A 26,271-nucleotide genomic window follows, 5' to 3' on the forward strand; every position below is an offset into this window, starting at 1 on the left:
ATTGAAACAAAGTTCAATAAACTTTCTATATCATCACTAATTATCAGCATTTCAAAGAATTTTACCAACTATTTTTGACTATTAAACCAGATATAAACTTCTTTAGTTATATAAAAAAATAAGGCTTAGATAAAACAATCTAAGCCTTATTTTCAGTGAAATTATATAAATATTAGTTTTGATTTAAGAATGTGACAAGTTTTTTCATATCCTCTTCTTTATCAAACTTTATCTTATTTTCTTTAAAGAAAGAAGTTAAAACTTCTTTTTTATCAGGCATCTGCTGAATTAAATCTTTTTGATTTTTAGGGTTTTTTATATAAGTTCCTTCTGCTGTTTTAATATAATAAATTGGATCTAGAGTCTTAAAAGATGCCGGTCTGTCTGTAGCATAAGAATTTGCGGCAATCACAGCATCCACAAATTTTGTTTTAATTTTTTTATAAAGACTATATTTATCTCCTTCGATACTCTCAAAAAAATATCCAGAGAGTTCATCATTAGTATTAAGACGTACCATTTTATATCGTGGGCTAGTAAAATTAATTACTCCAAATTTATCTTGTTTTGGAAGAATAAAGGTTTTCTCCTCCTTAGTAAATTCAATTTCATCATTATATGAGTTATATCTTGCAGGTGCAGTTTCATTTGTTCCGGAAAAATTGGCTACATTGTATCCCTTACCATAATATGGAGTACCCTGAATGTCACTATAGCTGAGATTCTTTCCTGCGTTTGGAGAATTTACTTTGTTGAAAACAGCATTATCCTGAGGTAAAAATCCACCATTGTTTGCTAAAGAAAAATTTGATTGAGCACTAGCAGAAATAAATAGAATTGTAAATATACTTATTGTTATTTTTTTCATTTTTTTCATTTAAGATCCAAATTTAAAAAAAAATATGAAAACAACCTAGGTTGAATAAAAAATATTAATTAAAAAATTATATACCGTGGAGGAAATAAGGATTTAGCAAAATATTATTATTTTTATATGTAAATTTAAGTTGGGGTAATTTAAATAATATTTTAGTTTCAATGCTTTACTATCATATCCATAAAAGTAAAAAAATATTTCTTTAATAGACCTATTTATCAAGCAAATTAATAATAAATAATATATATAAGAATAATTGCCATTTATATTGTCATAAATAGCAATTATCTATTATCATAATTGGTGTTAATTTCAGCAGATTTTATTGTGTAATTAAATAATTTTTAGGATTTTTGTTGATAATATATTTTAAATAGTTAATTAAGAGGAAAATGAAAAAAAAATATTTGTTACTCATTATACTATCCAATTTTGTTTATGCACAAAGTGATAGTGAAAGGAAGGAGTTGTCAAAATACTCAGATAAAGCTGCAAATATCGAGCTTTTAAAAGAACTAAAGACTGATGAAAATAATCGTAAATTAAAAATTAACAATTATTTAAATCTAAATCCAAATGTGCAGCAGGTTGTCAAATTTGGTGAGTACGGAATGAAAGAATTATTCGATATTTTACCTGATGGCTCTCCACTTTATATAAAAACATATAACGCAGGATCTGCTACTACAGCTAGGGCAAATACATTATATAATGGTGGAGGTCTATCTCTAAATATTCAAGGGCAAGGTATGATTGCAGGCGTTTGGGATGGTGGCAGTATTAGAAGTACCCATCAAGAATTTTCAGTTGGTGGTACATCAAAAATCGCATTAATGGATGGGGCTTCTGTTTCTAACCATGGTACCCATGTAGGAGGAACGATAGCAGCTCAAGGTCTTACAGCTTTATTGAGAGGTGTTGCGTTTAACTCATCAATCAAATCGTACGATTGGAATAGTGATCTTATTGAAATGCAAAGTGAGGCTTCTGAAGGTTTACTCACATCTAATCATTCATATGGACCTGATCTGATGTCGAATAGTCAATTATGGATACTTGGAGCATATAGCAGTGATTCTAGACAGACAGATGCTTTGTGTTATCTAAACCCTTACTATCTTCCAGTTTTTGCTGCAGGAAATAGCAGAAATGATACAAGTGTTCCCTATATCACACAACTCACAAATAAAACTGGTTATGATATGATAGGAGGAAAAGCAACAGCAAAAAATGTTTTAACAGTTGCTGCGGTTGAACAAGTAAATACATACAGTGGTCCAGGAAGTGTATTAATGTCAAGTTTTAGTAGTTATGGACCCACTGATGATGGCAGAATAAAGCCTGAAATATCAATGAAGGGTGTTAATGTAAGATCAACAACTTCAACAAGTGATACAAGTGCAGGTTTTATGTCTGGAACTTCTATGGCTGCACCTGGTGTTACTGGAGTTGTTTTGCTTTTGCAACAATACTATAATCAACTTTACTCTGCTTACATGAAAGCGGCTACAGTTAAAGGTTTGATTATGCATACTGCAGATGAGGCCGGTTCATACGATGGTCCAGATTATGAATTTGGATGGGGATTGATTAATGCGGAAAGTGCTGCGAAAGTAATTCGTGACAAGAATCTAACTTCTTCCCGAACAATTATTGAAGAAAATGTATTAGCTAATGGGACTTCTTTTACAAAATCTATTTCTGCGGGTGGTTTTGTGCCATTGAAAGTTTCAATTTCCTGGACTGATCCACAATATCCAGGTCAAAATTCAGGGACAGTTGATCCAGCTACAAAATATCTTGTGAATGATTTAGATGTAAAGGTTGTTTCAACTACAGGTACAATTTATTATCCTTGGAAACTTCATGGTTTAACGGGGTTGTTTACCGCTCCTAGCAATAACTCTACTAACGATGTTGATAATTATGAAAGAGTTGATATTCCCTTACCAAGTGGTAATTATACAATAACAGTTACACATAAAGGGAATCTTACAGGAGGAAGCCAGCCTTTTTCATTGATCGTGAGTGGAGCTAATGTTTCTACTTTGGGAACTAATAATAATACAATTAAAGAAAGTGATATTGAGATATTTCCTAATCCTACTAAAGATTGGATAAATTTTAAAAATAACAATGGACAAGATGCGACTGTTGTTATTCTAGATATGTCGGGAAAATTTGTCAATAAAAGGAAGGTGGAAAATGGTAAAATTTCAGTAATGGAATTGCCAAAAGGAACATATATTCTGATTTATACGGATAAGAAAAATAAACAGGAAAGTTTTAAGTTTATAAAATCATAAATTTAATAAGTATAAAAGGGTTTCAATTCTGAACCCTTTTTTTTATGTATAAGAAAAAAATCAATAAATTTTCTAACAGATCTCCTTTGTATATTCTCTAATCAAGACAATCTTAAGTTAATATTTATTATTCTAAATTATTTTAGATATCTATTTTCGTAAGACAGTAACATCCGTACACTAATTCCTTTTGCGGGTTTTATTGATATTAAGATGTATTGCAGTGCTACAAATAAAGATATTCTAATAAGTCATTTATAATACAATAATATCCAGCATTTGTGGAATGTATTTTTTTAAAATCTACATTTGTATAATAATTATCAATTGTTGTGAACAAGAATTATGTATTTATTGTTAAAAACTGAATAAAATTTGTGTATGTTAAAAATAATTAACATATTTGCTCATTAAAAATATTAAAATTTGTTAATATGAATGTTAAATTACGTGTGCTAACGGCTGGTGTGTTGTTTTTCACAGGACAGGTGGTTTTTGCTCAAGACAATGACTCTTTGAAAAATGAAAAAACTATTGAAGAGGTTGTTGTTTTAGGGTATAATAAAACCCAAACTAAACCTAAAGATGTAACTGCGTCTGTAACTGTATCTGCTGAGAAGCTTGAAAACAGACCTAATGTTTCTTTCTTGAATTCTTTACAAGGGGAAGCGCCTGGTTTAAGTATTAGTTCTACTTCTGGTTCACCGGGATCTTCAAAAATTGATGTTATTATTAGAGGGGTTAGTTCTTTAAATGCTAGCTCAGATCCATTGTATGTCATTGATGGTATGATATCTAATACAGTTCAATTCAGAAACTTAAATCCCAATGATATAGAAACGGTTTCTATTCTTAAAGATGCACAGGCTACTGCTATCTATGGTAATAGAGGATCTAATGGTGTTATTGTTATTAGAACTAAGCAAGGTAAATATGGCTCTCGTTTTAATGTAACTTACAATGGGACGGTTGGATTAAGTTTTCTGCCAAATACGAAGTATGATATGGCTGATTCAAAACAATTATTGAGACTACAAAGAGCTTATGGTGATGGTGTTGGTGTGGGAATGACTGATGCTGAAATTGATGCGACTACTGTAAATACAGATTGGAGAAAAGAATTGTTTAGAACAGGTCAAACACAGTCTCACGATATCTCAATGGCTTTCGGTGGGGAGCGTGTTAATAATTTTACATCAATTGGTTATTTTGATCAGACTGGAACAGTTCCGACTACTGATTTTAAGCGTTTCACGCTAAGGAATAATATGAATGCGCGCTCACTAAATAATAGATTTACATTTAATTCTAATATTTCATTAGCATATTCAAAAAGGCATCAACTAGATCAGGAAAATTCTACAGCAATTGATAATAATACTGTTCAAAATCCTTTGTTGTCTGCAATTACTGGTGTGCCATTATTGGATCCTAACAAATATGCTAATGCATATGAGATGTATAATGGTTTTGGTACAAATTTCGATAATGGAGAAAGTATTTACTCCTTATTGGATGTGTTGAGAGGTAATTTACCTAATGAACTTACTGAAACTTCAGCTGTTACAAACTTTGCTGCAACATATAAAATTACAGACGAATTATCTGTTACTAATAAATCTGGTATTGATTATAAGTATTATACAAGAAACTTTGCCAGAGCACCATGGTCGTATTTAGCTTTAGCTGTTGCAAATACAAGTGGAAGAGCGTTTCCTGGAATTGAATCTTTTTCAAACACGTCTGAGTTTAACTTTAACTCAATTACGAGTTTGAATTATACAAAACAATTTGGTAAACATACAATTGACGCTGGAGTTTATTTTGATTATTTGAAGTCACATTATAAGCAAACATTTCAACAACAAGAAGGACTAAATCCTTTAAGCTGGGTTTTTGGTGCCGGAACTGGGTATGTTGCATTTGATACTGCTACTCCAGGTATTTATAGACCAACAATTCGTTTAGAAAAACTTACTGTTGGTACTCTTGCTTATTTTGCAACTGTCGATTATGATTTTGATAGTAAGTATGGTATTGCGGGTACAATAAGAAGGGATGCAAGCTACCGTTTTACGGATGATAATAAATGGGGTACTTTTTGGTCAGTTGGGGGTAGATGGAATATTGACAAGGAGACCTTTATGGAAGGTTCAACATTTGATATGTTAAAATTAAGAGGTTCTTATGGTGTTATTGGTAATCAAAACGTTATTGCCGCTCCGTATGGGACAAACCCTCTTTATACTGCTACTAATCTTATACGAAACACCTTGGCTGTTGGGCAAGGATATAATCAAATTAATGGTGCTTTGGCCAATTCAGTACTAGCTAATCCTGTAGTTCAATGGGAGGAAGTGGGGCAAGCCAATGTTGGTCTAGATTTTAGACTTTTAAATAGAAAGCTAGAAGGTACCGTTGACTACTATAAGAAAACCACAAGAAAGTTATATAATTCTATTTTTTATTCTTATGCTGTTGGAAATAATCCTGCAACTGGTGGGAATACAATTAATGGTAATAATGGTAAACTATCTAACGAAGGGGTTGAATTAATGTTAAAGTATCATTTGTTTAACAATCAAGATTTTAAGTTATCAATTTATGGTAATGGAGCTTATAACAAAGGGAAAGTTTTGGAATCTAATGTTACTACAGGTATTCTAAGAAATAACCCGGGAAGTTTAATCGGAGAATGGTTTATGGTAGATTATGTTGGAGTAAATCAATCAAATGGTAATTTACTTTTTGATGTGAATGGTAATACTGTTGAAACATATGATGTTGTGAATGATCTTAAAGGTACAGGTAAAAGTTATCTCCCTAAATATGTTGGTGGATTTGGTCTAAATTCTTCATATAAGAATTTCTCACTTGATGTTCACTTTACTTACCAGGCAGACGTTTGGAGGTATGATAATCAACTAGACTGGATCTCTGATGCTACTCAGGTAAAAGGTCAAAATGTAACTGCTGACTTATTAAATGCTTGGACTCCAACAAATACAAATACGAATGTTCCGTCAATGTTTATGACTAACCAAATTTTTGGTGATACATCAACTAGATTCTTAAGAGATGCATCTTTTGTAAGACTTAAAAATATCGTTTTTGGATATAGTGTGCCTAAAGAAATGTTAGGAAGTAATATTAAAGGATTAAAAGTCTTTGTTCAAGGAGAAAACTTACTTACATTTACAAAATGGAAAGGTTATGATCCTGAACCTTTATTTGCCAGATCAGTATCTGTTTATCCAAATATGAAGACAGCTACGTTTGGTGTTACAGTTGATTTTTAACAAAATAAATTAAATTATTGAAAATGAAAAAAATAAAAAATATAGCAATGATAATTGCAACAACTGTTGCCATTGTCTCATGTAATGATGCTATTGATATAGTTCAAGATGGAGAAATTAATCCTGATTTGACTCTGACAACTGTTAATAATTTAGAGAATTATCTTAATGGTGCTGTATATAATTCTATGGATCATAGTTCAGCTATTAAATATACTTCTCTATTTACAGATGAACTGAGGATTGGTCCAAGTAATACTGGTCAAGATTTGGCAAATTTCAGATGGGTTATAACGCCTAATAATGGATATGCTTCTGCTATTTGGGGAGAAAACTATACTACTATTAATAGAGTTAACACCCTAGTTGCTGCTTCGGAAAATATTACACCGGCTACAACTGATGAAACTAGTATTTTCAGAAGTACAGTTGCTGAGGCTAGAGCTATTAGAGCATTGGCATATTTGAATCTAATGACTTACTTCAGTACAGATACAAAAAATGACAATGCATTAGGAGTTATGCTTCCTTTAAAACCCATGTCTATTACTGAAGTTCTGCCAAGGGTTTCAAATAGTCAAGTTTGGGCAGCAATGGAAGCAGATCTTAATTTTGCTTATCAAAATATAGAAATACCTGTAGGTAATCCGCCAACAGTTAGAAGACCAAAGCCATTATTTATGAGTAAAGCGGCTGTAAGTGCTATTCGTGCAAGAATGTATCTTTATAGAGGTAATTACGCTATGGCAAAGCAATATGCTCAGCAGGCTATTACAGACGCTGCTTTACCAATGACTGCAGCAACGCCAGTACCAGCAGGCACACCGGGTTCAGCAACTTGGAACACAGCTTTTTATACTGCAACGGGAGGACCATCTCCATACAGACAAATGTGGGTAGACACAATTCCAGGCGAAAATATTTTCAAACTTGCAAGACCTTCTACAGGTAATTTAAGTGGAATTGCTGCTTTGTGGACTACTAACACTACAAATATTGGTGGGGCTCCTTTATGGACTACTGGATTAAACCTATTTAATCTTTATACTAACACTTTAAATGATGTTAGAAGATATGCCTTTGTTGATCCAACATCTACAACAAATGTTTATGTAATTGATAAATATCCAGGTAAACTGACAACTCCTCTAAGAAACGACATTAAGTTGTTCAGAGTTACAGAAATGCAACTAATATTAGCTGAATGTGCTGCAAATGGTGCGCCAACTGATTTGGCTACTGCTGCAAATATTATAAGGAATATTCGTCAGGCTAGAAATATGTCAACAACTGTTCCTGTTCCAGTTCCGGTATATACAACAGTACAGCAAGCTTTGAGAGATATTTTAGTAGAACGAAGAGTGGAGTTAGCATTTGAAGGGCACCGTTTTATTGATATTAAGAGGCTAGGACAAGTTGCAGGAGTTAGTATTGATAGAAACGCTGGTGATGATAGGCTTAATTCTGCAACGCCACTTACATTACCATTATCGGATTATAGATGGACTCTTCCTATTCCTGCTAACGAGATTAACGGAAACCCAACGATTCAACAAAATCCAGGTTACTAACAAATAAATTTGAGAAATTATGAAAAAATTATTAGCTATATTTCTTTTTGGGGCATTAGTTTTTGCGCCTACCTCATGTAAAGATGAAGATGAGATATTTTATGAAGGTGAATCTCTTTTACATTTTAATACTCCAGCTCAAAGAGCAAACGTTATTAAAGATACTGGAAGTGCGGATTATGTAGTAACATACGGTGTAACCAAGGCTGCTGGTGCTGACAGTAATGTAGAATTAGTTTTTGACGCAGCAAAATCTACTGCTGTTTTAGGTACTGATTTCACAATTATTGAATCTACCGATGTGCTTCCCGCAGGAGTCTCTTTAGGAGGTTTTAAAATCAATGTTAAAGAAACTGCTGCTAAAGCGGGGAAAAAAGCTTATTTTAAAGTTAGGTCTGCTTCATTAGCACCCGCTATTTTTAATCAGGAAGTAGAAGTAGTTTTTGGATTGGTTTGTCCTCCAGATACATTTGCCGGTTTCTTTAATGTACAAAATGTTTTATTTGGTCAATATCCTGTAGAAATTGAATTGGGTACCACACCAAATACATTAATCTTAAAAGACTACATTGAAATAGGTTTTGATATTACTGTAGAATTCAATCCACTAACAGGTGAGTTGAGCTTACCTTCAACACCTCAACCTACTGGGTATATTAATGGCGCGAATGGCATGATTCTAATTAAGCCAGCTGTAGATGGTTCTAAAGGTACGGTTGATTTCTGTAACAGAACTATGAACTTAAGACTGTCTTATGGTACTCCATCTGGAGCAACTTATACATCAGGAGGTAGTACTTCTTATGCGGATGTATTTACAGGTATATAAAACTTTAATTTATATTTAAATAAAAATCACCTCAATTTGAGGTGATTTTTTATTTTTGTATTTTTGCCTTTATGAAATACATTTTCTTCATTATATTTTTCCTTAGTATTTCCGTAAATGCACAGGTTATAAGGAATAAAACAGACTCAAACAGACTCGAAAAAAAAATGTCTGATACGTTAGTTATAGATTCAGGTAATAAAGATTCATTAAAAATCTTTAAGCCTACTATTTATGATTACCAATATCAAACACAGTTTTCTGAAAAGAAAATCTTTGATACGGTCATGACTTTTAATAAAACCTATATTTTTTCGCAATATAACAATAGAGATAATTTTGGAAGGGTGCAGTTTGCCAATATTGGTTCAGGATTTAATCAGTTGTCTTATGAGTTAAACGCCGAGCAGAATCTCTCTCTTATGCCTGAAAATAAATCTTATGGCATTATCGGAATTAAAGATGTAAAATACTATGATGTTAAAACCCCGACAGCGACATTCATTTATCATACGGCAATGAGAAATGGAGCTGCCTTACAGTCTACATACACTCAAAATATTGGTAAACAGTTTAATTTTTCCTTAGATTATATGGGGCTTCGCTCGCAGGGTTTCTACAGAAATTCTCTAGCAGCCAATAACAATACTCTATTTTCCGGTCATTATACTTCTAAAAAAGGAAATTATGAGTTATTTGCACATTACCTTCATCAGAATGTTAATAATCAGGAAAACGGAGGGATAATTGATGATGACCTTTTCTTATCTGGCGAACGTCAATTTAGAAACAGACAAAATGCACAGGTAAATTTACAATCGTCCAGTTCACAGTTTTCTTACAGACGGTATTATCTAAGCCATCAGTTTACACCTTTCAATAGTGAAAAGTTCCCATTTAGAATCAGACACACAATTTTTAATCAAGGGAACAAGTATTACTACGATCAGGATGCGGTAGAAAATTATTGGTTTGAACTGCCTTCAGAAATTGTTGGTGGATTTCCTCTTTCCACTAAAAAATACTCAAATAATCTGAGCAACACAGTTAGTCTCGTTTTCGATAATGAGCGTTTTAAGCTGGATGTTGGAGTAAGGCATCAAAATTTAAAATTTGGTATTACAGAAAATGTTTTACCCTTCTTAAACATACCTTCTGAAATTAAAGAAAACAGATTAGGCGCAGTAGGAAATATTCAGGTAAAGCTATTTGATAAATTCCAGTTAAATTCATTTCTTGAATTTTCAAACGGGAGCCAGTTTGGCAGTTATATTAAAACAACCAATAATGTTAAATTTGAACCAATCAAGAATTATTTTGTTGATGCAAAAGTTAATTTTCAAAGCGCATATCCGTCATTCAATTATTTAGCAAATACTTCAATTTATAGAGGATTCAATTATTTCTTAGAAGATGCAAAAAATCAGGCAGTAACAGAAATAGGAGGTAGTGTTAATCTGAAATGGTTCCAGTCTCAATTGTTTGCCAATTATTTCAGAATAGATAATTATACTTATTTTGGTTCTGATGCAAAGCCAAGACAAAGCAGCAACTCTTTGAATATTTCTCAGATTGGTGGTGACGCTACATTTTCATACGGAAAATTCCATCTGAATACGAGAGTTCAGTTTCAGAATGCTCTTACCAACAAAGAATTGCTTCCGATGCCATCAGTAATCGGAAGAGCCAATTTTTTCTTTCAGTCTAAAGCATTTAAAAATGCTGCTGAAATTCAGGCGGGTTTAAAAGTCTATTATTTTTCAAAATTTGCTTCAAGAGAATATTTTCCTATTCTTAATGAATATATTTTGCCCAGAAATGATTCCTTCTCTATTGGTGGACAGCCAATCGCCGATCTTTATTTTAATATGAAAGTTAAAAAAATGTTTTTCTTTATAGAAGGTCAGCAGATCGGAACTTTAATTTCTCATAATAAGGCATACGCATTTCCGCATTATCCCGTGTACGATTTCAGATTGAATATTGGAATTGTTTGGTATTTGTTCAACTAAAATTATCAAGAGTTGAAAACAGTAAAAAAAATAGCTTTCAGTGATATCGACAGTATCCCTCAACTGATCAAAGACTTTTTGAGCAAAAATATTGCTGGCTTTGAAAACAGTACTTTTTCGGATGAAAATTTTTTTCAGCAAATTAAGATTAAACAGGATTTTTCTGATAAGAAAAGACAGATTCTTGCAGAAACAATTGAGCAGCAGCTTTCGGAATACAAATTTTCAGCAAAACAAACAGAGAATTTAGAAAAGCTTACATTAAACAATACTTTTACGGTAACTACAGGACACCAACTCAATCTCTTTTCAGGACCTGTATTTTTTATCTATAAAATTTTGCAGACCATCAAAACCTGCGTTTATCTGAAAGAGAAATTTCCGGATTTTAACTTTGTGCCTATCTATTGGATGGCGTCAGAAGATCATGATTTTGACGAGATTAATCACTTTAAAACTGAAAACGGTTTCTACGAAATCAATGAAAAAAGTGGCGGAGCTGTAGGAAGGATAAAAATAAATGATATTTTTTTTATTTCTGAATTTGAAAAAGAATTTAAAGATACCATTTTTGGAACTGAATTGCTTTTAATGCTGAAAGAAGCTTATAAACCGGGAAATACTTTAACGCAGTCTATTCAGACTTTGGTTCAAAGGCTTTTTTCCGAATTTGGATTGCTGATTGTGGATGGCGATTCAAAAGAGCTGAAACAACAGATGGTTACTATTTTTAAGGACGAACTTACGCAGTTTAGCCTTGAAAAAGCATCTAGGGAAAAAGTAGATTTCCTTACAGAAAAGTATGGAAAAGTACAGGTAAATCCCAGAAACATCAACCTGTTTTATCTTACTGATACTCGAAATAGAATTGATTATGACGGAACAGATTATTATATTGTTGACAAAGACATAAAATTCACTCAAGAAGACCTACTTTCTGAGCTTGAAAATCATCCTGAAAAATTCAATCCTAATGCATTAATGAGACCGGTATATCAGGAAAATATTCTTCCCAATCTGGCTTATATCGGAGGTAATGCTGAAATTATGTACTGGCTTGAACTGAAAGATTATTTTTCTGAGCTTAACATACCTTTTCCGATTTTAATACCCAGAAATTCAATGCTTTTTTTATCGGAGAAGAAATTAGATAAAATAGACAGACTGCATCTCAATATTGAAGATTTCTTCGGTAATTTTACTAAACTAACAAATGAAAAGATATTATTCGGTAACGAAATTCAGAATTTGTTACAAAGTAAAGAAGGCGAACTTCGTCAACAGTTTGCTGATTTAAAAAAATCGGCACAGCTTACAGAGAGATCTTTTGGAAACTTGGTGGAAGCTGAAGAAACCCGACAGCTGAAATCTTTCGGAAGAATGAAAAAAAGATTATTAAAAGCAGAGAAAATTAAACAAAGAGAACTTTTAGAACGTCTTGAAAGGCTCTTTTTAGATATACATCCGGCTAAATCATGGCAGGAAAGAATTTACAATTTCAGTGTTTTTTATGCAGATTTTGGTAATCAGTGGCTAGAATTTTGTCTGGAAGAAATGTCCGTAGAAGATTCAAATCTAATAATAGTTGCCATTTAATTTTAAAGAAGTATTTTTGTAAATTATAATGTCGAATATGATAAAGAGGTTTTTTGTATTATCTGGTTTATGTATGTTTCTGAGTATGTCTGCGCAGAAAACTCATACGGTTGTAAAAGGCGACACTCCGTACAATATTTCCAAGAAATATGGTCTTACGGTAGATGAACTGCTGAAACTTAATCCGAAAACTAAAGACGGAAAAATCGCAATCGGTGACATTCTGGTTGTAAAACCAGGCGGAAATGCTGGTTCTGGAAACTCTGCAATCCCGAATAAAACCACACAGCTGGCGAAAATTATTCTTCAGCCTAAGCAGACTATTTACGGCATTACCAAACAATATAAAATTTCTGAAGCTGAATTGAGAAAATTGAATCCTGATCTGGATTCTCACATGAAAATTGGTGACGAAATCACACTTCCTCTTGATAATATAAAAAAATATGGAGGTTCATCGGTCATTGCATCAGCAACGCCAATGGACGCTCCTTCGGTAAGTATTACGAATAATAATTCTAAAATAGATTCAGACAGCTCAAAATCTTCTGTTTTATCAGGCAGTTCTTCTCAAGATGAATACGCAACATATACTGTAGAACAGGGAGATACTGTTTTTTCTATTGTGAATAAATTTGGCATCTCTATTGACGAACTTATCGCACTCAATCCGGATTTAGCAAAAGGGCTAAAGACCGGAATGATCTTGAAAATAAGAAAGCTTGATCCTGCTTATATCAAGAAAAGCGGGGATGCTTTAAGTGTTGTTTTGATGCTTCCATTCGGATATAGTACCAACGAAACACAATACCGTTCAATGGCGGTTGATTTTCTTACAGGTGCCAAATTAGCTATAGAAAGAAATGCTTCGGGAGGTCAAAAATTAGATGTCAAAATTGTAGATTCCGGTAATGAAGCTTCTTTTAAGAGTTCTCTTTCTCAAATTAATCCGAATAATACGGATTTAATCATAGGCCCGTTTTTCAAGTCGAATGTTATTGATCTATTAGACTTTACCAAAACTCAGAAAATCCCTGTTGTAGCACCTTTTGCCAACTCTTCAGAACTATATGGTTACAGCAATCTTATCATTCTGGAAACTACGGACCAGACTTATGCCGATAAAATAGCTGAAGAAGTGAAGGCTGCCTATTCTGATCAGAAAATATATATTGTATCAGATGCTAAAAAAGAAAATGCAAATTATCTGAAATCCGGTCTGGAAAAGAATTTGAAAAATCCTAACATTATTGTCGTGAATTCTGCTGCAGATATACAGCTGGATCAAAATATGATGACGGGTCAATCTGCGCCTGTTATTGCTATATTGGCGAGTGATAATGAAAATATCGGGGAAGCCTTCTCTAATAAAGTGATTGCTCTATCCAAAGAAGTTCAGGGTATAAAAGCATTTAGTATGTACTCTGTTCCTAGTTTTGATAAAAAAGTAGATGAGCTGAGTCAGGCAAATCTTGTTTATCTTATGGACCGGAAGATTGATACTGACGGAAGATTTGAAAAAGAAATTTTAGCAGCTTACAGAGAAAAATACTGTAAAACTCCGGGTAAATATGCAATTATCGGCTTTGATGTCGTAAATGATATGCTTACAAGAGAAAATAAAAAAGGAGAAATCTTTAAGCAGATCAACAAAGTTCAGACGCAGCTTGCTACAAAATTTGAATTTGTGAGAACAAAGTCCAATGGTGCATACATCAATAAAGGTTTTCGTATCATAAGACTTGTTCCATAGTTTGGAAGTAGTTTTACTTAAATATTATATTTGTACTAATTTTTAAATTAATAAATGAAAGCACTTGTATTTCCTGGGCAGGGGTCACAGTATGTGGGAATGGGGAAAGAATTGTACGATTCTCGCAAAGACATTAAAGATTTGATGGAATCTGCCAATGAGATTTTAGGTTTCGATATCCTTTCGCTGATGTTCAGCGGAACAGATGAAGATCTTAAAAAAACTGAGGTTACTCAGCCCTCAATATTTATACATTCTGTTGCTGCTCTAAAGGCTGTTAATGGTTTGGGTGCAGAAATGGTAGCAGGACACTCTTTAGGAGAATTTTCGGCATTGGTAGCCAATGGTGTTTTATCTTTTGATGACGGGCTGAAGCTGGTTTCCGAAAGAGCAAAAGCAATGCAGGAAGCCTGTGATGCAAACCCTAGTTCTATGGCTGCAATTTTAGGTCTTGATGATGCAAAAGTGGAAGAGATCTGCGCTTCAATCAACGGAATTGTTGTTCCTGCAAATTATAATTGCCCTGGACAACTTGTAATTTCTGGAGAAACGACTGCTGTAGAAGAAGCTTGTATAAAGCTGAAGGAAGCAGGTGCAAAAAGAGCATTGCTTTTACCGGTAAATGGCGCTTTTCACTCTCCTTTGATGCAACCGGCACAAGAAAGACTTGCAGCGGCAATTGAAAATACCAAATTTAGAAAACCTACTATTCCTGTATATCAGAATATTACTACAACAGCCGTTACAGATCCTGACCAGATTAAAAGTAATCTTATTGCACAGTTAACCGGTCCTGTAAAATGGACACAATCTGTACAAAACATGATCAAAGACGGAGCTACTAATTTTGTGGAAGTAGGACCGGGGAAAACCCTTCAGGGACTTATTAAAAAAATTGACAGCGAAGCAATGACAGCTTCTGCAGTATAAAATATATCATGGGCGAGCTGTATTCACCAGGAAAGCTGATGCTTACTTCAGAATATTTCGCTGTAGATGGAGCTCTTGTTCTGGCTGTACCAACAAAGCTGGGACAAGAGTTTTTTTTTGAAGAAAAGGAAGACGGAAATTCAATAATTTATTGGGAAGCTTACCACCAGGATCAATTATGGCTGCAAACCAAAATTGATTATAAAAATTGGCAGGTTTTAGAAACCAATATTCCTTCAAATGCAGAGTTTATTCTCAAAACACTCAGAAATGTTCAGATTTTTTCTGAAACGAAATTAAAGAATACGCATACTTATTTTTTTAAAACAAATCTTCAGTTCCCATCTGATTATGGATTAGGAAGCAGTTCCACACTTATGAATAATCTGGCGGAATGGGCGGAAATTGATCCTTTTAAGTTGAACGAAGTCAGTTTGGGCGGAAGTGGGTATGACATTTCGGTAGCATACTCAAAATCTGCTGTTCTTTTCCAGAATAAACCAAAAATTCATTTTGAAAAGATTAATTATAGTCCTGTATTTAAAGATGAGCTTATCTTTATACATCTTAATCAGAAACAGGACAGCCGTGAAGGAATTAATCTTTATAAATCAAAAAATAAATCAAAAATTTTAATTGATGAATTTTCTGATCTCACAAGAAAAATTTTGTTATGTAATGAATTGGAAAATTTTTCTCAGCTAATGATGTTACATGAACAAAAAATATCCGATTTTATTGAAATTCCGACAGTTAAGTCCATTTTTTTTGCAGATTGTCCTGTTTTTATCAAAAGTTTAGGTGCTTGGGGAGGAGATTTTGTAATGAGTACTAAATTTAGCGGTTATAAGGACTATTTTTGGGGCAAAGGTTTTACTGCTATTTTCAATTGGGATGATTTAATTATTTGATTTTCAATAATATAAATCTTATATTTTTTATTTGTCATTTTCGCTTATATGTTTATATTTATCAACGTTTAACAATTAGTTAATATTAATTTGTTTAAACAGCAAAAAGAAACAGAAAATATAAGTAAAATGAAAAACGCTAAAATCATCCAGGATTTACAAAAATTAGGGATTAAAGGAGATTACGAATTAATTTATAATCCTTCTTACGAAGAATTATATCAAGCCGAAGTTTCACCTGAAAATCAGGGTTTTGAAAAAGCTGAAGTTACAGAATCGGGAGCAGTATCTGTAAAGACAGGGATTTTCACTGGCCGTTCGCCTAAAGACAGGTTCATTGTGAAGGATGATGTTACAAAAGATACTATTTTCTGGGACGGAAAGGTAAATCTTCCTACCACTCCTGAAATTTTTGAATCCTGCAAAGATTTAGTTCTTGATCAGCTTTCATCTGCAAAAAAAATCTATGTGGTAGATACTTTTTGCGGAACTAATACAGATACAAGACTTAAAGTAAGATTCATCGTAGAAGTAGCTTGGCAGGCACATTTTGTTACCAATATGTTTATCCGTCCTTCGCATTATGAGCTGGAAAATTATGGCGAGCCGGATTTTACTGTAATCAACGGATCAAAAACCACCAATCCGAACTGGGAAGCACAGGAATTGAATTCTGAAAATTTTGTGATGTTCAACCTTACGCAAAAACTTCAGATAATTGGGGGAACCTGGTATGGCGGAGAAATGAAGAAAGGTATGTTTGCAATGATGAATTATTATCTTCCGCTAAAAGGTATGGCGTCTATGCACTGCTCTGCAAACGTAGGAGAAGATGGAGATGTTGCTCTTTTCTTCGGGCTTTCAGGAACAGGAAAAACGACCTTATCTGCTGATCCTAAAAGGTATTTAATTGGCGATGATGAGCATGGCTGGGATAATAACGGTGTTTTCAACTATGAAGGCGGATGTTATGCAAAAGTTATTGATTTATCTGCTGAAAAAGAACCAGATATTTTCAGAGCGATCAAAAGAGATGCTCTCCTTGAAAATGTGGTAGTGAATAACGGTATCTGCGACTATTCTGATGGTTCTATTACTGAAAATACAAGAGTATCTTATCCTATTTACCATATTAATAAGATTGTACTTCCTTCAAAAGCAGGTCACGCTAAAAAAATTGTTTATCTTTCTGCTGACGCTTTTGGTGTATTGCCTCCGGTTTCTGTACTAGACGAGAATCAGGCACAGTACCATTTCCTTTGCGGTTATACTTCAAAACTTGCAGGAACTGAAAGAGGAATTACAGCACCGGAACCTTCTTTTTCACCAGCATTTGGAGAAGCTTTTCTAACGCTGCATCCTACAATGTACTCCAAAACTTTAATTGGTAAAATGAAGGAACACGGAGCTAAAGCATATCTTGTAAATACTGGATGGAACGGAACTGGAAAAAGAATTTCTTTAAAAGACACAAGAGCGATCATTGATGCGATCATCGACGGATCAATTGAGAACGCAGATAAAGTAACATTGCCTATTATGAATCTTCAGATTCCTACTTCATTACCAAATGTTTCTGAGGGAATTCTTGATCCTAGAGACACGTATGCCGATGTAGCAGAATGGGAAGAAAAAGCAAAGGACTTAGCAGCAAAATATATTAAGAACTTTGAGCAGTATTGCGATAACGAAGAAGCGAAAAAGCTTATTGCTTCAGGTCCTCAATTACAAAAACAAACGATTTAATAATTGTAAAATCCGCTTCAGATATTGAAGCGGATTTTTTTTGTACTAATTTTGATTCTTCAAATAGCAACCTGTACAGATAAAAACATCCTTAGTTATAAATAATCTACTGAATTTCAGTTTGTTTTATCTTAGTTCTTTTATATTTCTTTATTATATTCGCTTTATTTAGAATCATTTTAAATTTTACTGTGAATTATTTTGAGATTAATAATTCACTTTGTGATTATTTAATCATATTTTAATCTGAAAGATAATCTGTGATGTTTACTTATTCCATACTTGTTTAGGGCGTCCTGATGTTTTTTTGTTGCATATCCGAAATTGGTGTTCCAGCCATATTCAGGATGTTCGTTATGGAGTTCCATCATCAGTTTGTCACGATAATTTTTTGCAATTATAGAAGCCGCTGCAATGGATAAATATTTTGAATCACCCTTAATAATACATTGATGAGGAATATAATTGTACGGGTGAAATTTATTTCCATCAACCAGGATTAGTTCAGGACGAATGGTAAGCTGATCCAAAGCGTTGTGCATGGCATGTATACTGGCATTCAGTATATTATGCTGATCAATAAAAGAAGGCGGAAGCTCAGAAATTGCAAAACATTTTACGTTATCTTTTATATAGCTGTCAAGTTCCATTCGGGTTTTGAATGTTAATTTTTTAGAATCATTAACAAGTCTTTGCTCAAATTTTTCGTCTAAAATAACGGCTGCGGCGACAACTGGTCCGCTCAGGCATCCACGTCCTACCTCATCACAACCGGCTTCTATATAATTTTCTGACCATTTTCTTAATAAATCCATAAATTTTAACATTTTTATTTAACATAATCTGTGTTTTATGCTTTAAATAATAAATTTTTCATAAAAATAGTATTTTTATATATAAAGTTTTTTAAACTTTGTTAATGCAAAATTAATGTAAATATGAAGAAACTAACAACAGGTATATTAACAATTGTTTTATCTTCATCTTTGAGCATAGCCATAGCTCAAGATAAGAAAAAAGATAGTATAAAAACACAAGATATTGAAGGGGTTGTAGTTACGGCATTAGGTATTAGGAAGGAAGCTAAGAAAACAACTCAATCAATAATTACAGTTGGAGCAAGTAGTATTGAGGGAAGACCAGATGCAGACGCATTTAAAGCATTAGATGGTCAAGTAGCGGGTGTAAATCTTAATTCTGTGGGAGGGGCTGTTGGTTCTAGTGGACAACTTACGATTAGAGGAAATAATACTATTTCAGGCTCTAACCAAGCCTTGGTAATTGTAGATGGTGTACCTCTTATCAGTAGTGCTTATTCAGAAGACTCATTTACGGGTTCTTCTACAACTGCGTCAGCCAGATATGCTGATATTGACCCTAATAATATAGCTGAAATTACTGTTATTAAAGGTTACTCTGCTGCTACTTTGTACGGAACAGAAGGTAAAAATGGTGTTATCTTAATTACCACTAAATCAGGATCTAAAGGGGGTAAGAAAGAAAGGATGAATATAAATCTGACGCAAAGCTATTTTATCAATCAGGCTGTTTTACCAAAATATCAAAATAAATATGGTGTAGGTACAAACAATACTACAGGAGGATACTTTTTTAGTAACTGGGGAGCATCATTTGAAGATAAAAATCTTGCAAATTTTCTTCCCGGCTCTTCTATTGTAGATGGGCAAGTATATATTTCTCACCCATATAACTTTATTCCTACTGCTATAGACACTTATAATGATTTTGGAATACGCTCAGAGTTTCCAGAACTACAAGGTACTTCAATAGCATATAAACCTTACAAAAGTGTAGAACAGTTTTTTCAAAACGGTAGCTTGGCACAAACCAGTATTAATATTAATAAATCGTTTGAAAACGGTTCTTTTGGAGGTAGTTTTGGATACCATACTGAAGATGGTGTAATTCCTAATAACACACTTAATAAATATAACTTATCATTAGGAGGAAATGCTAAAATTAATGATTCATGGGAGTATTCCGGTAGTTTTTCCTATGCCAACAGAAGCTATGTAACTCCTCCAATCTCTGCGGGAAACGGTAGCGGAACAACAGGAGTTGGGGCATCAATCTTGTCTGATGTATTTTATACCCCTAGAAATATTCCATTGATGGAAATGCCTTTTGAAGGACCATTATCTCATCGTAGTGTTTATTATCGTGCAAATAATGGGATTCAAAATCCCAGATGGACTGCAAAATATGCCAAAAGTATAGAAAATAATGATCACATTACTTTGGGATCAAGCATTACGAAGAAGTTTGGAAAAGATAAAAGCTTACTCTACAGGTTTGGTTTAGATGTAGTACATCAGAAAAATGAATACAGAACTCCGAGAGGAGGTGTTCAGAATCCTGTTACCAATTTGGGATTTTATAGAACTGTTAACTATAACGAGAAAATATATAATCACGATTTAATATTCTCATGGGATATTGATGAATTCTTCAACGAAGATTTATCATTGAATGTTATTGTAGGGGGACAGGCAAAAAGAAAAACTTTAGATCAGTTTGGTTTATCAAGTACTGGACAAGAAGCATTTAATGTATGGGAACACTCTAATTTTAGTTCTACGTCAAGTAATAATTTGTTGGTAGCAAGTGGTAATACACCTACAGATTTAGCTTTTATTTCCCGTCAAAATCTTTTAGGAGCTTTTGGATCTTTAGAGTTTGGCTACAAAGGTTATTTGTTTTTAAATCTTTTGGCCAGAAATGACTGGTCTTCTACTCTTGAAAAAAATAACAGACAGGTATTTTATCCTTCAATGGGATTATCATTTATTGCTACAGATGCGTTCTCCAATTTGAAGTCTAAAAATTTGAACTTTCTCAAATTAAGAACAGCTTACGGTTCATCAGGTAGTTTTCCTGATCCATATCAGACAAGAAATTCTCTTGTAGCAACAAATAATGCATTTTTAAGTGGGACTTCAGTAATTAATACTCATGAAATAAATTCAATTTTAGGAAATTCAAATTTAAAACCTGAATTATACAAAGAAATGGAATATGGTATTGAGGCTAAGTTTTTTAATAATAGGGTCTCTTTGAATGCTACTTATTTTAACAGAACAACGAAAGATTTGATTGTTCCAGGTATACCATTGGATTATGCGACTGGATATACTTCTTACGCATCTAATGTGTCAAAAGTAGATAGAAAAGGTCTGGAGATTGAGTTAGGTATAACACCAATCAAGGCAAAAGATTTTGTTTGGACAATTAATAATAGTTTATATAGAGATCGATCAAAAGTAAGAGAGTTAGCAGCTGGGCAAACAAAAACACTAATTGCGGGGCTTTCAGGGGGGCTAGGAAATTATGCAGTAGTAGGCGAACAATTGGGAGTGATGATGGGGTATGATATTCTAAGAGATTCAAATGGAAATCCTATTGTTACTTCTGATGGATATTACCAGCCAACTACCGAGCTGCAAGTAATTGGTGATCCTAATCCTGATTTCACTTTAACTATGATGAATAGTTTTACTTATAAAGGTTTTAATCTTGGTTTTAGGCTTGATTTCCAAAAGGGGGAGATATATATTCGTCTACTGTAGCAACTTTATTGGGCAGAGGTAATATTTTAGATTTTGATAGATCTAACACTTATATTTTACCAGGGGTTAAGTCAGATGGGTCTCCTAATGATATTCAGCTTACAGCATTTAATTATATGTTTAATTATTATTCGTCAGGAAACAATATTTCAGGAGCTATCCACAAAAATGCAATTTGGGATGCTACCCATCTAAGGTTAGGTGAGTTGACATTAGGATATTCTCTGCCAAAAAAATGGCTTGAAAATACATCCATTGGAGCTCTAAATGTATCATTAGTTGGGAATAATTTGTGGTACAGAGCATTCAATATCCCGAAAGAAGCACGATTTGATCCTTCGGTTAGCAGTACAGGTGTAGGAAATGGGCAAGGTTTTGACTTTCTAACCAATGTGCCGATCCGAAGATATGGTATGTCTGTTAAACTAACATTCTAATTTATTAAATTACTAAAAAAAATGAAAAAAATAATTATAGGATTATCAGCTTTATTACTGTTTGTAAGTTGTGAGACTTTTGAGTTGGAAAATGATCTACAGAATCCGAATGAGCTTACTATAAGTCAAGCTGATAATGATAAACTATTAAATAATGTTCAGGTAAATTTCAAAGACTTATTTAGGGGTGCAACTTCTATTGGAATGAATTTAACCAGAATGGCAAAAATTAGTGGTGGTGCAGATGCATCTAATTATGATAATTTTGTGAACCCGGGAGATTTTTATACTGATATGATGTGGGAGTCTTATTATGAAATTTTGTTTACTGCAGAAACTTTGAGAAAGTCTACTGCTGGTAAAAACTTATACCATCATGATGCTATTTCTCAAGTTTTAGAAGGATATACTTTGTTGACATTAGTAGATTATTTTGGTAATGTACCTTATTCTGAAGCATTCAAAGGAATTGAAAATTTGAATCCTAAGTTTGATAAAGATTCGGATGTGTATGCAGTGGCAATACAAATGCTAAAAGATGCAAAAGTGAATTTTGCTAAAACGCCATTATCTAAGCCTAAGAATGATATTTACTATAATAACAATGTTACAAAATGGACTAAGCTGACTAATTCGTTATTACTTAAAGCCTACTTGAATACAGGCAATACTGCAGAGCTAACAACATTAATTAGTGAAAATAATTTCATTGGTATAGGAGAAGATTTTGTTTTCACATTTGGAACAAATACATCTAATCCGGATAACAGAAATCCGTTTTTTGTAAATAACTATGCTCAAGCTCCAGAAGACTATATGAGTACTTATTTTATGTGGGCAATTAACCTTGAGAAAGGAGATTTACCTGACCCAAGAAGAAGGTATTATTTTTATAGACAAATATCTGATGTACAGGCTTCTGCAAACTCAAGTGTTTTGCCTTGCAGTACACAAGCTTATCCTAACCATTATCAGGCGGGAACACCGTTCTGTTATTTGGATTATGGATATTGGGGTAGAGATATGGGTAATAGTGATGGAATTCCGCCAGATACATCTATGAGGACAGTTTGGGGAGTGTATCCTTTCGGAGGTAGATTTGATGACAGTTCGTTTGAAGAAGTTGGTTCAGAAAATGGACAAAAAGGTAAAGGTTACTATCCTATTATGCTTTCTAATTATGTGGATTTTATGAAAGCTGAGATTGCACAAAGATTTGGTATTGGGGGTTCTGCAGAAACACATCTTATTAATGCTGTTGATAAAAATTTAAGATATGTAAAAGATTTATTTCCACAAAGTGGGACAGGGGTAATGACGGAAGCTCAGATTACATCCTATAAAAATTTAGTATCAAATTTATATTCGTCATCAAGTAATAAGCTAAGTGTAGTTATGAAGGAGTTCTATTTGGGTGCGTTCGGAAATGGTATTGAGGCATATAATATGTATCGTAGAACAGGTTACCCCAATAATATGCAACCTATGTTACAGGCTAATCCGGGAGCATATCCTTTATCATTAAAATATCCAAGTGCCTCCGTAGAAAATAATTCTAATGCTCAACAAAAACCTAACAATACTGTGAAAGTATTTTGGCATACCGGAACATTTAACTTATATTAACACTTTTATCATGAAATATTTTAAAATAATATCAATTTTTATATTAACTATTTTATTTTCTGCCTGTTCAGAAGATGACAATCATTTGTCAACGGATCTTGCAGACACAGGAATTTATTTAAAAACCATATCTAACAATAGTACTCAGTTTACTCCTGATACTTTTAGTACTTCCAGAATTGACTTGATATTAGAGCTAGGAGGTAATTCTGCGGAACAACGCTTAAGTGTTGTAAATATGTATATTACATATAAAGATTCCGAAAATGTATTTACAGGAGGAGAAAAGCTGGCGAGGTCTTACAGCATTGGGAATTTTGTAAAAGACAGTTCATCAGGATTACTGAGAAAAAAATTCCAACTTTCTATGTTTGATATATTTGCGGCATTAGATATCACAGATAATACTATTTACGATCAGGCGGATATTATTACTGTCAGATTTGAGGCTGTAGCAAAAGATGGTAAAAAATTCACAAACACTAATTTGGGACAGGAAATGACAACTGCGTATTACAATTCGCCTTTTATTTACACGTTTAGTGTTTTTTGCCCTTTTAATAGTGCTGATTTTAATGGTAATTTTGAGGTTATTGAAGATACGTGGCAAGATTATGCCAATGGTGATTTAGTACCTGTTACACTCAGTACAACCCCCAATCAGTTAATTGTAAAAGCTACAAATAACCCATACCTAGTTAATAACACTTCCGCAGAAATGACTGTTACATTTGATCCTGCAACCGGAACAATTACTTCAGTAGTATCAAATGAAGATTTTGATTACGGAGGAGGCTCCATATTTGCTGTTACAGGTTCGGGAAAAATAGATTTTTGTACTAAAACAATTACAATTAATCCACTGAACTTTGGCTCACTTACAGGCTATAAGTTTGTTTTAAAAGGGAATTAATCCTCTTGCAAAACAAAAATTTCAACATTCATATTAGCAACCGCCTCAGTGCGGTTTTTTTATTTCCGTATATTTGCGTATCAATTAGAACTATAATGAATATTAAAAATATAATAGAACAAAAGCTTGCAGAAGTTATTCTTAACGTTTATCAGCTGAAAGATATACATCTTGAAATACAGGAAAATAAAACTGAATTTGAAGGCGACTTTACCATTGTTACCTTTCCTTTGGTAAAACAGCTGAAGAAAAATCCTGAAAGTATCGGGGTAGAACTGGGACAGGCTTTGACTGAACAGACCGATCTGCTGGAAAGTTTCAATGTAGTAAAAGGATTTTTAAATGTAAAAATTAAGAATAATTTTTTTGTTGATCAACTTAAGAGCATTGCTCAAAACTTTTCAAATATAGAAAAGAAAAATGCAACAGTAATGATTGAATATTCCTCACCGAATACCAATAAGCCATTACATTTAGGACATATAAGAAACAACTTATTAGGATTTTCTGTTTCGCAGATTCTTGAAGAAGCAGGATATGATGTTATCAAAACACAGATCATCAATGACAGAGGAATTCATATCTGTAAATCTATGTTGGCTTGGGAAAAATTTGGGAATGGAGAAACACCGGAGTTAAGAAATACAAAAGGTGATAAGTTTGTCGGGAATTACTATGTTGAATTTGATAAACATTACAAACAGGAAGTTGCAGCACTTATGGCTCAGGGAATTTCGGAAGATCAGGCAAAGAAAGAGGCTCCTTTAATGAAAGAAGCACAACAGATGCTTCTCGATTGGGAAAATGGCGATGAAAAAGTGAGAAATCTTTGGAACGAAATGAATTCATGGGTATATGATGGTTTTAATGCAACTTACAACAGACTGGGAGTAGAATTCGATCAGGTACAATATGAGAGCAATACTTATATTTTAGGAAAAGACCTTATTAAGGAAGGTTTGGAGAAAGGAGTTCTGTATCAGAAAGAAGACGGCTCTGTTTGGTGTGATTTAACGGATGAAGGTTTAGACCAGAAATTACTGCTTCGTTCAGATGGTACTTCGGTTTATATGACGCAGGACTTGGGAACTGCGGTAGAGCGTTTCAAAGAAAATAATATTCAGAAACTGATTTATACGGTTGGAAATGAACAGGATTATCACTTTCAGGTTTTATTTAAAATTCTAGGTAAGCTCGGATATTCGTGGGCAGATCAGCTGTACCATTTATCTTACGGAATGGTAGAACTTCCTAACGGCAAAATGAAATCCCGTGAAGGAACAGTTGTTGATGCCGATGATCTGATGCAGGAAATGCATCATATTGCAAAGCTTAAAGCTGAAGAATTGGGCAAGCTGGAAAATTTAACGAATGAACAGAAAGAAGAAAATTATGAAAGCGTTGGAATTGGCGCTCTGAAATATTTTATGCTGAAAGTTGATCCTAAGAAAAAAATGTTGTTCAATCCTGAAGAAAGTATTGATTTTAACGGAAATACAGGTCCTTTCATTCAGTATACTTTTGCGCGTATCCAGTCGTTGCTGATAAAAGCCAATTATCTTCACAGAGAAATTTCAGATGTTGAATTAGACCAATCTGAAAAAGAACTTGTGATGCAGCTTAGCAATTATAAACCGACGGTGGAAAAAGCAGCAGAAGCTTTAAGCCCAGCTTTGATCGCCAATTATGTATATGATTTGGTGAAAACCTATAATTCTTTCTATCAAAGCAACCCGATTTTGAGCCAGGAAGATGAAAACATAAAGCAAATGCGTCTGAATTTATCCAATCTCACCGCACAGACCATAAGAAAGTCATTAAATTTACTCGGGATACAAACCGTAAACAGAATGTAACAAACAATCCTCCTGAAAAATT

Annotated in this window: 17 protein-coding genes; 15 read left to right on the top strand and 2 right to left on the bottom strand. The window is 33.5% G+C overall.

What is annotated here, in order from left to right; translation table 11 throughout:
• Nucleotides 1–172: 172 nt before the first annotated feature.
• Nucleotides 173–868 carry a hypothetical protein gene (locus tag FNE73_RS16490; RefSeq protein ID WP_143885650.1) on the bottom strand — a complete coding sequence of 232 codons (696 nt, stop codon included), beginning with the start codon at nt 866–868 and terminating at the stop codon, nt 173–175.
• 401 nt (nt 869–1,269) lie between these two features.
• Here FNE73_RS16490 and FNE73_RS16495 point away from each other — a divergent pair, with 401 nt between their 5' ends.
• The 10 genes from FNE73_RS16495 (at nt 1,270) to pckA (ending at nt 17,830) form a co-directional block, all read left to right on the top strand.
• Complete coding sequence (locus tag FNE73_RS16495) at nt 1,270–3,183, top strand: S8 family serine peptidase (protein WP_143885651.1); 1,914 nt, start codon at nt 1,270–1,272, stop codon at nt 3,181–3,183.
• 434 nt (nt 3,184–3,617) lie between these two features.
• Nucleotides 3,618–6,482 (top strand): SusC/RagA family TonB-linked outer membrane protein, encoded by a 2,865-nt coding sequence (locus FNE73_RS16500; RefSeq protein ID WP_143885652.1) that lies wholly within the window; start codon nt 3,618–3,620, stop codon nt 6,480–6,482.
• A gap of 23 nt (nt 6,483–6,505) precedes the next feature.
• On the top strand, nt 6,506–8,053 hold the full coding sequence (locus FNE73_RS16505) for a RagB/SusD family nutrient uptake outer membrane protein (protein WP_228430181.1): 1,548 nt from the start codon (nt 6,506–6,508) through the stop codon (nt 8,051–8,053).
• 19 nt (nt 8,054–8,072) lie between these two features.
• Nucleotides 8,073–8,882, top strand: coding sequence for a hypothetical protein (locus tag FNE73_RS16510; RefSeq protein WP_143885653.1), 810 nt, complete (start codon nt 8,073–8,075; stop codon nt 8,880–8,882).
• Nucleotides 8,883–9,049: 167 nt separating this feature from the next.
• Nucleotides 9,050–10,894 carry a putative porin gene (locus FNE73_RS16515; protein WP_317129890.1) on the top strand — a complete coding sequence of 615 codons (1,845 nt, stop codon included), beginning with the start codon at nt 9,050–9,052 and terminating at the stop codon, nt 10,892–10,894.
• Nucleotides 10,895–10,906: 12 nt separating this feature from the next.
• Nucleotides 10,907–12,490, top strand: coding sequence for a bacillithiol biosynthesis cysteine-adding enzyme BshC (gene bshC, locus FNE73_RS16520; RefSeq protein ID WP_143885655.1), 1,584 nt, complete (start codon nt 10,907–10,909; stop codon nt 12,488–12,490).
• 37 nt (nt 12,491–12,527) lie between these two features.
• Nucleotides 12,528–14,243 carry an amino acid ABC transporter substrate-binding protein gene (locus tag FNE73_RS16525; RefSeq protein ID WP_143885656.1) on the top strand — a complete coding sequence of 572 codons (1,716 nt, stop codon included), beginning with the start codon at nt 12,528–12,530 and terminating at the stop codon, nt 14,241–14,243.
• A gap of 54 nt (nt 14,244–14,297) precedes the next feature.
• Nucleotides 14,298–15,173 carry an ACP S-malonyltransferase gene (fabD, locus tag FNE73_RS16530; protein WP_143885657.1) on the top strand — a complete coding sequence of 292 codons (876 nt, stop codon included), beginning with the start codon at nt 14,298–14,300 and terminating at the stop codon, nt 15,171–15,173.
• An 8-nt stretch (nt 15,174–15,181) separates the two neighbouring features.
• Nucleotides 15,182–16,084: a GYDIA family GHMP kinase gene (locus FNE73_RS16535; protein ID WP_143885658.1), complete on the top strand. Its 903-nt coding sequence runs from the start codon at nt 15,182–15,184 to the stop codon at nt 16,082–16,084.
• Between the two features lie 129 nt (nt 16,085–16,213).
• A complete protein-coding gene (pckA, locus tag FNE73_RS16540; protein ID WP_143885659.1) occupies nt 16,214–17,830 on the top strand; it encodes a phosphoenolpyruvate carboxykinase (ATP) in 1,617 nt (538 codons plus the stop codon).
• A 230-nt stretch (nt 17,831–18,060) separates the two neighbouring features.
• Here the strand turns inward: pckA and FNE73_RS16545 are convergent, their stop codons facing one another.
• Complete coding sequence (locus tag FNE73_RS16545; protein WP_143885660.1) at nt 18,061–18,645, bottom strand: ribonuclease HII; 585 nt, start codon at nt 18,643–18,645, stop codon at nt 18,061–18,063.
• A gap of 123 nt (nt 18,646–18,768) precedes the next feature.
• Between FNE73_RS16545 and FNE73_RS16550 the strand changes: the two genes are divergently transcribed.
• The 5 genes from FNE73_RS16550 to argS all read left to right on the top strand — a co-directional run bounded on the left by FNE73_RS16550 (nt 18,769) and on the right by argS (nt 26,249).
• Nucleotides 18,769–21,417, top strand: a complete 2,649-nt coding sequence (locus FNE73_RS16550) for a SusC/RagA family TonB-linked outer membrane protein (protein ID WP_143885661.1) — start codon at nt 18,769–18,771, stop codon at nt 21,415–21,417.
• A gap of 116 nt (nt 21,418–21,533) precedes the next feature.
• Nucleotides 21,534–21,854, top strand: a complete 321-nt coding sequence (locus FNE73_RS16555) for a hypothetical protein (protein WP_143885662.1) — start codon at nt 21,534–21,536, stop codon at nt 21,852–21,854.
• Between the two features lie 21 nt (nt 21,855–21,875).
• Nucleotides 21,876–23,480, top strand: a complete 1,605-nt coding sequence (locus FNE73_RS16560) for a SusD/RagB family nutrient-binding outer membrane lipoprotein (protein WP_143885663.1) — start codon at nt 21,876–21,878, stop codon at nt 23,478–23,480.
• A gap of 10 nt (nt 23,481–23,490) precedes the next feature.
• Entirely contained in the window at nt 23,491–24,393 is a 903-nt protein-coding gene (locus FNE73_RS16565; RefSeq protein WP_143885664.1) for a hypothetical protein, read from the top strand.
• Between the two features lie 95 nt (nt 24,394–24,488).
• Complete coding sequence (argS, locus tag FNE73_RS16570) at nt 24,489–26,249, top strand: arginine--tRNA ligase (RefSeq protein WP_143885665.1); 1,761 nt, start codon at nt 24,489–24,491, stop codon at nt 26,247–26,249.
• Nucleotides 26,250–26,271 lie beyond the last annotated feature (22 nt).

The organism is Chryseobacterium binzhouense (genome assembly GCF_007474545.1).
GTDB classification, from domain to species: domain Bacteria; phylum Bacteroidota; class Bacteroidia; order Flavobacteriales; family Weeksellaceae; genus Chryseobacterium; species Chryseobacterium binzhouense.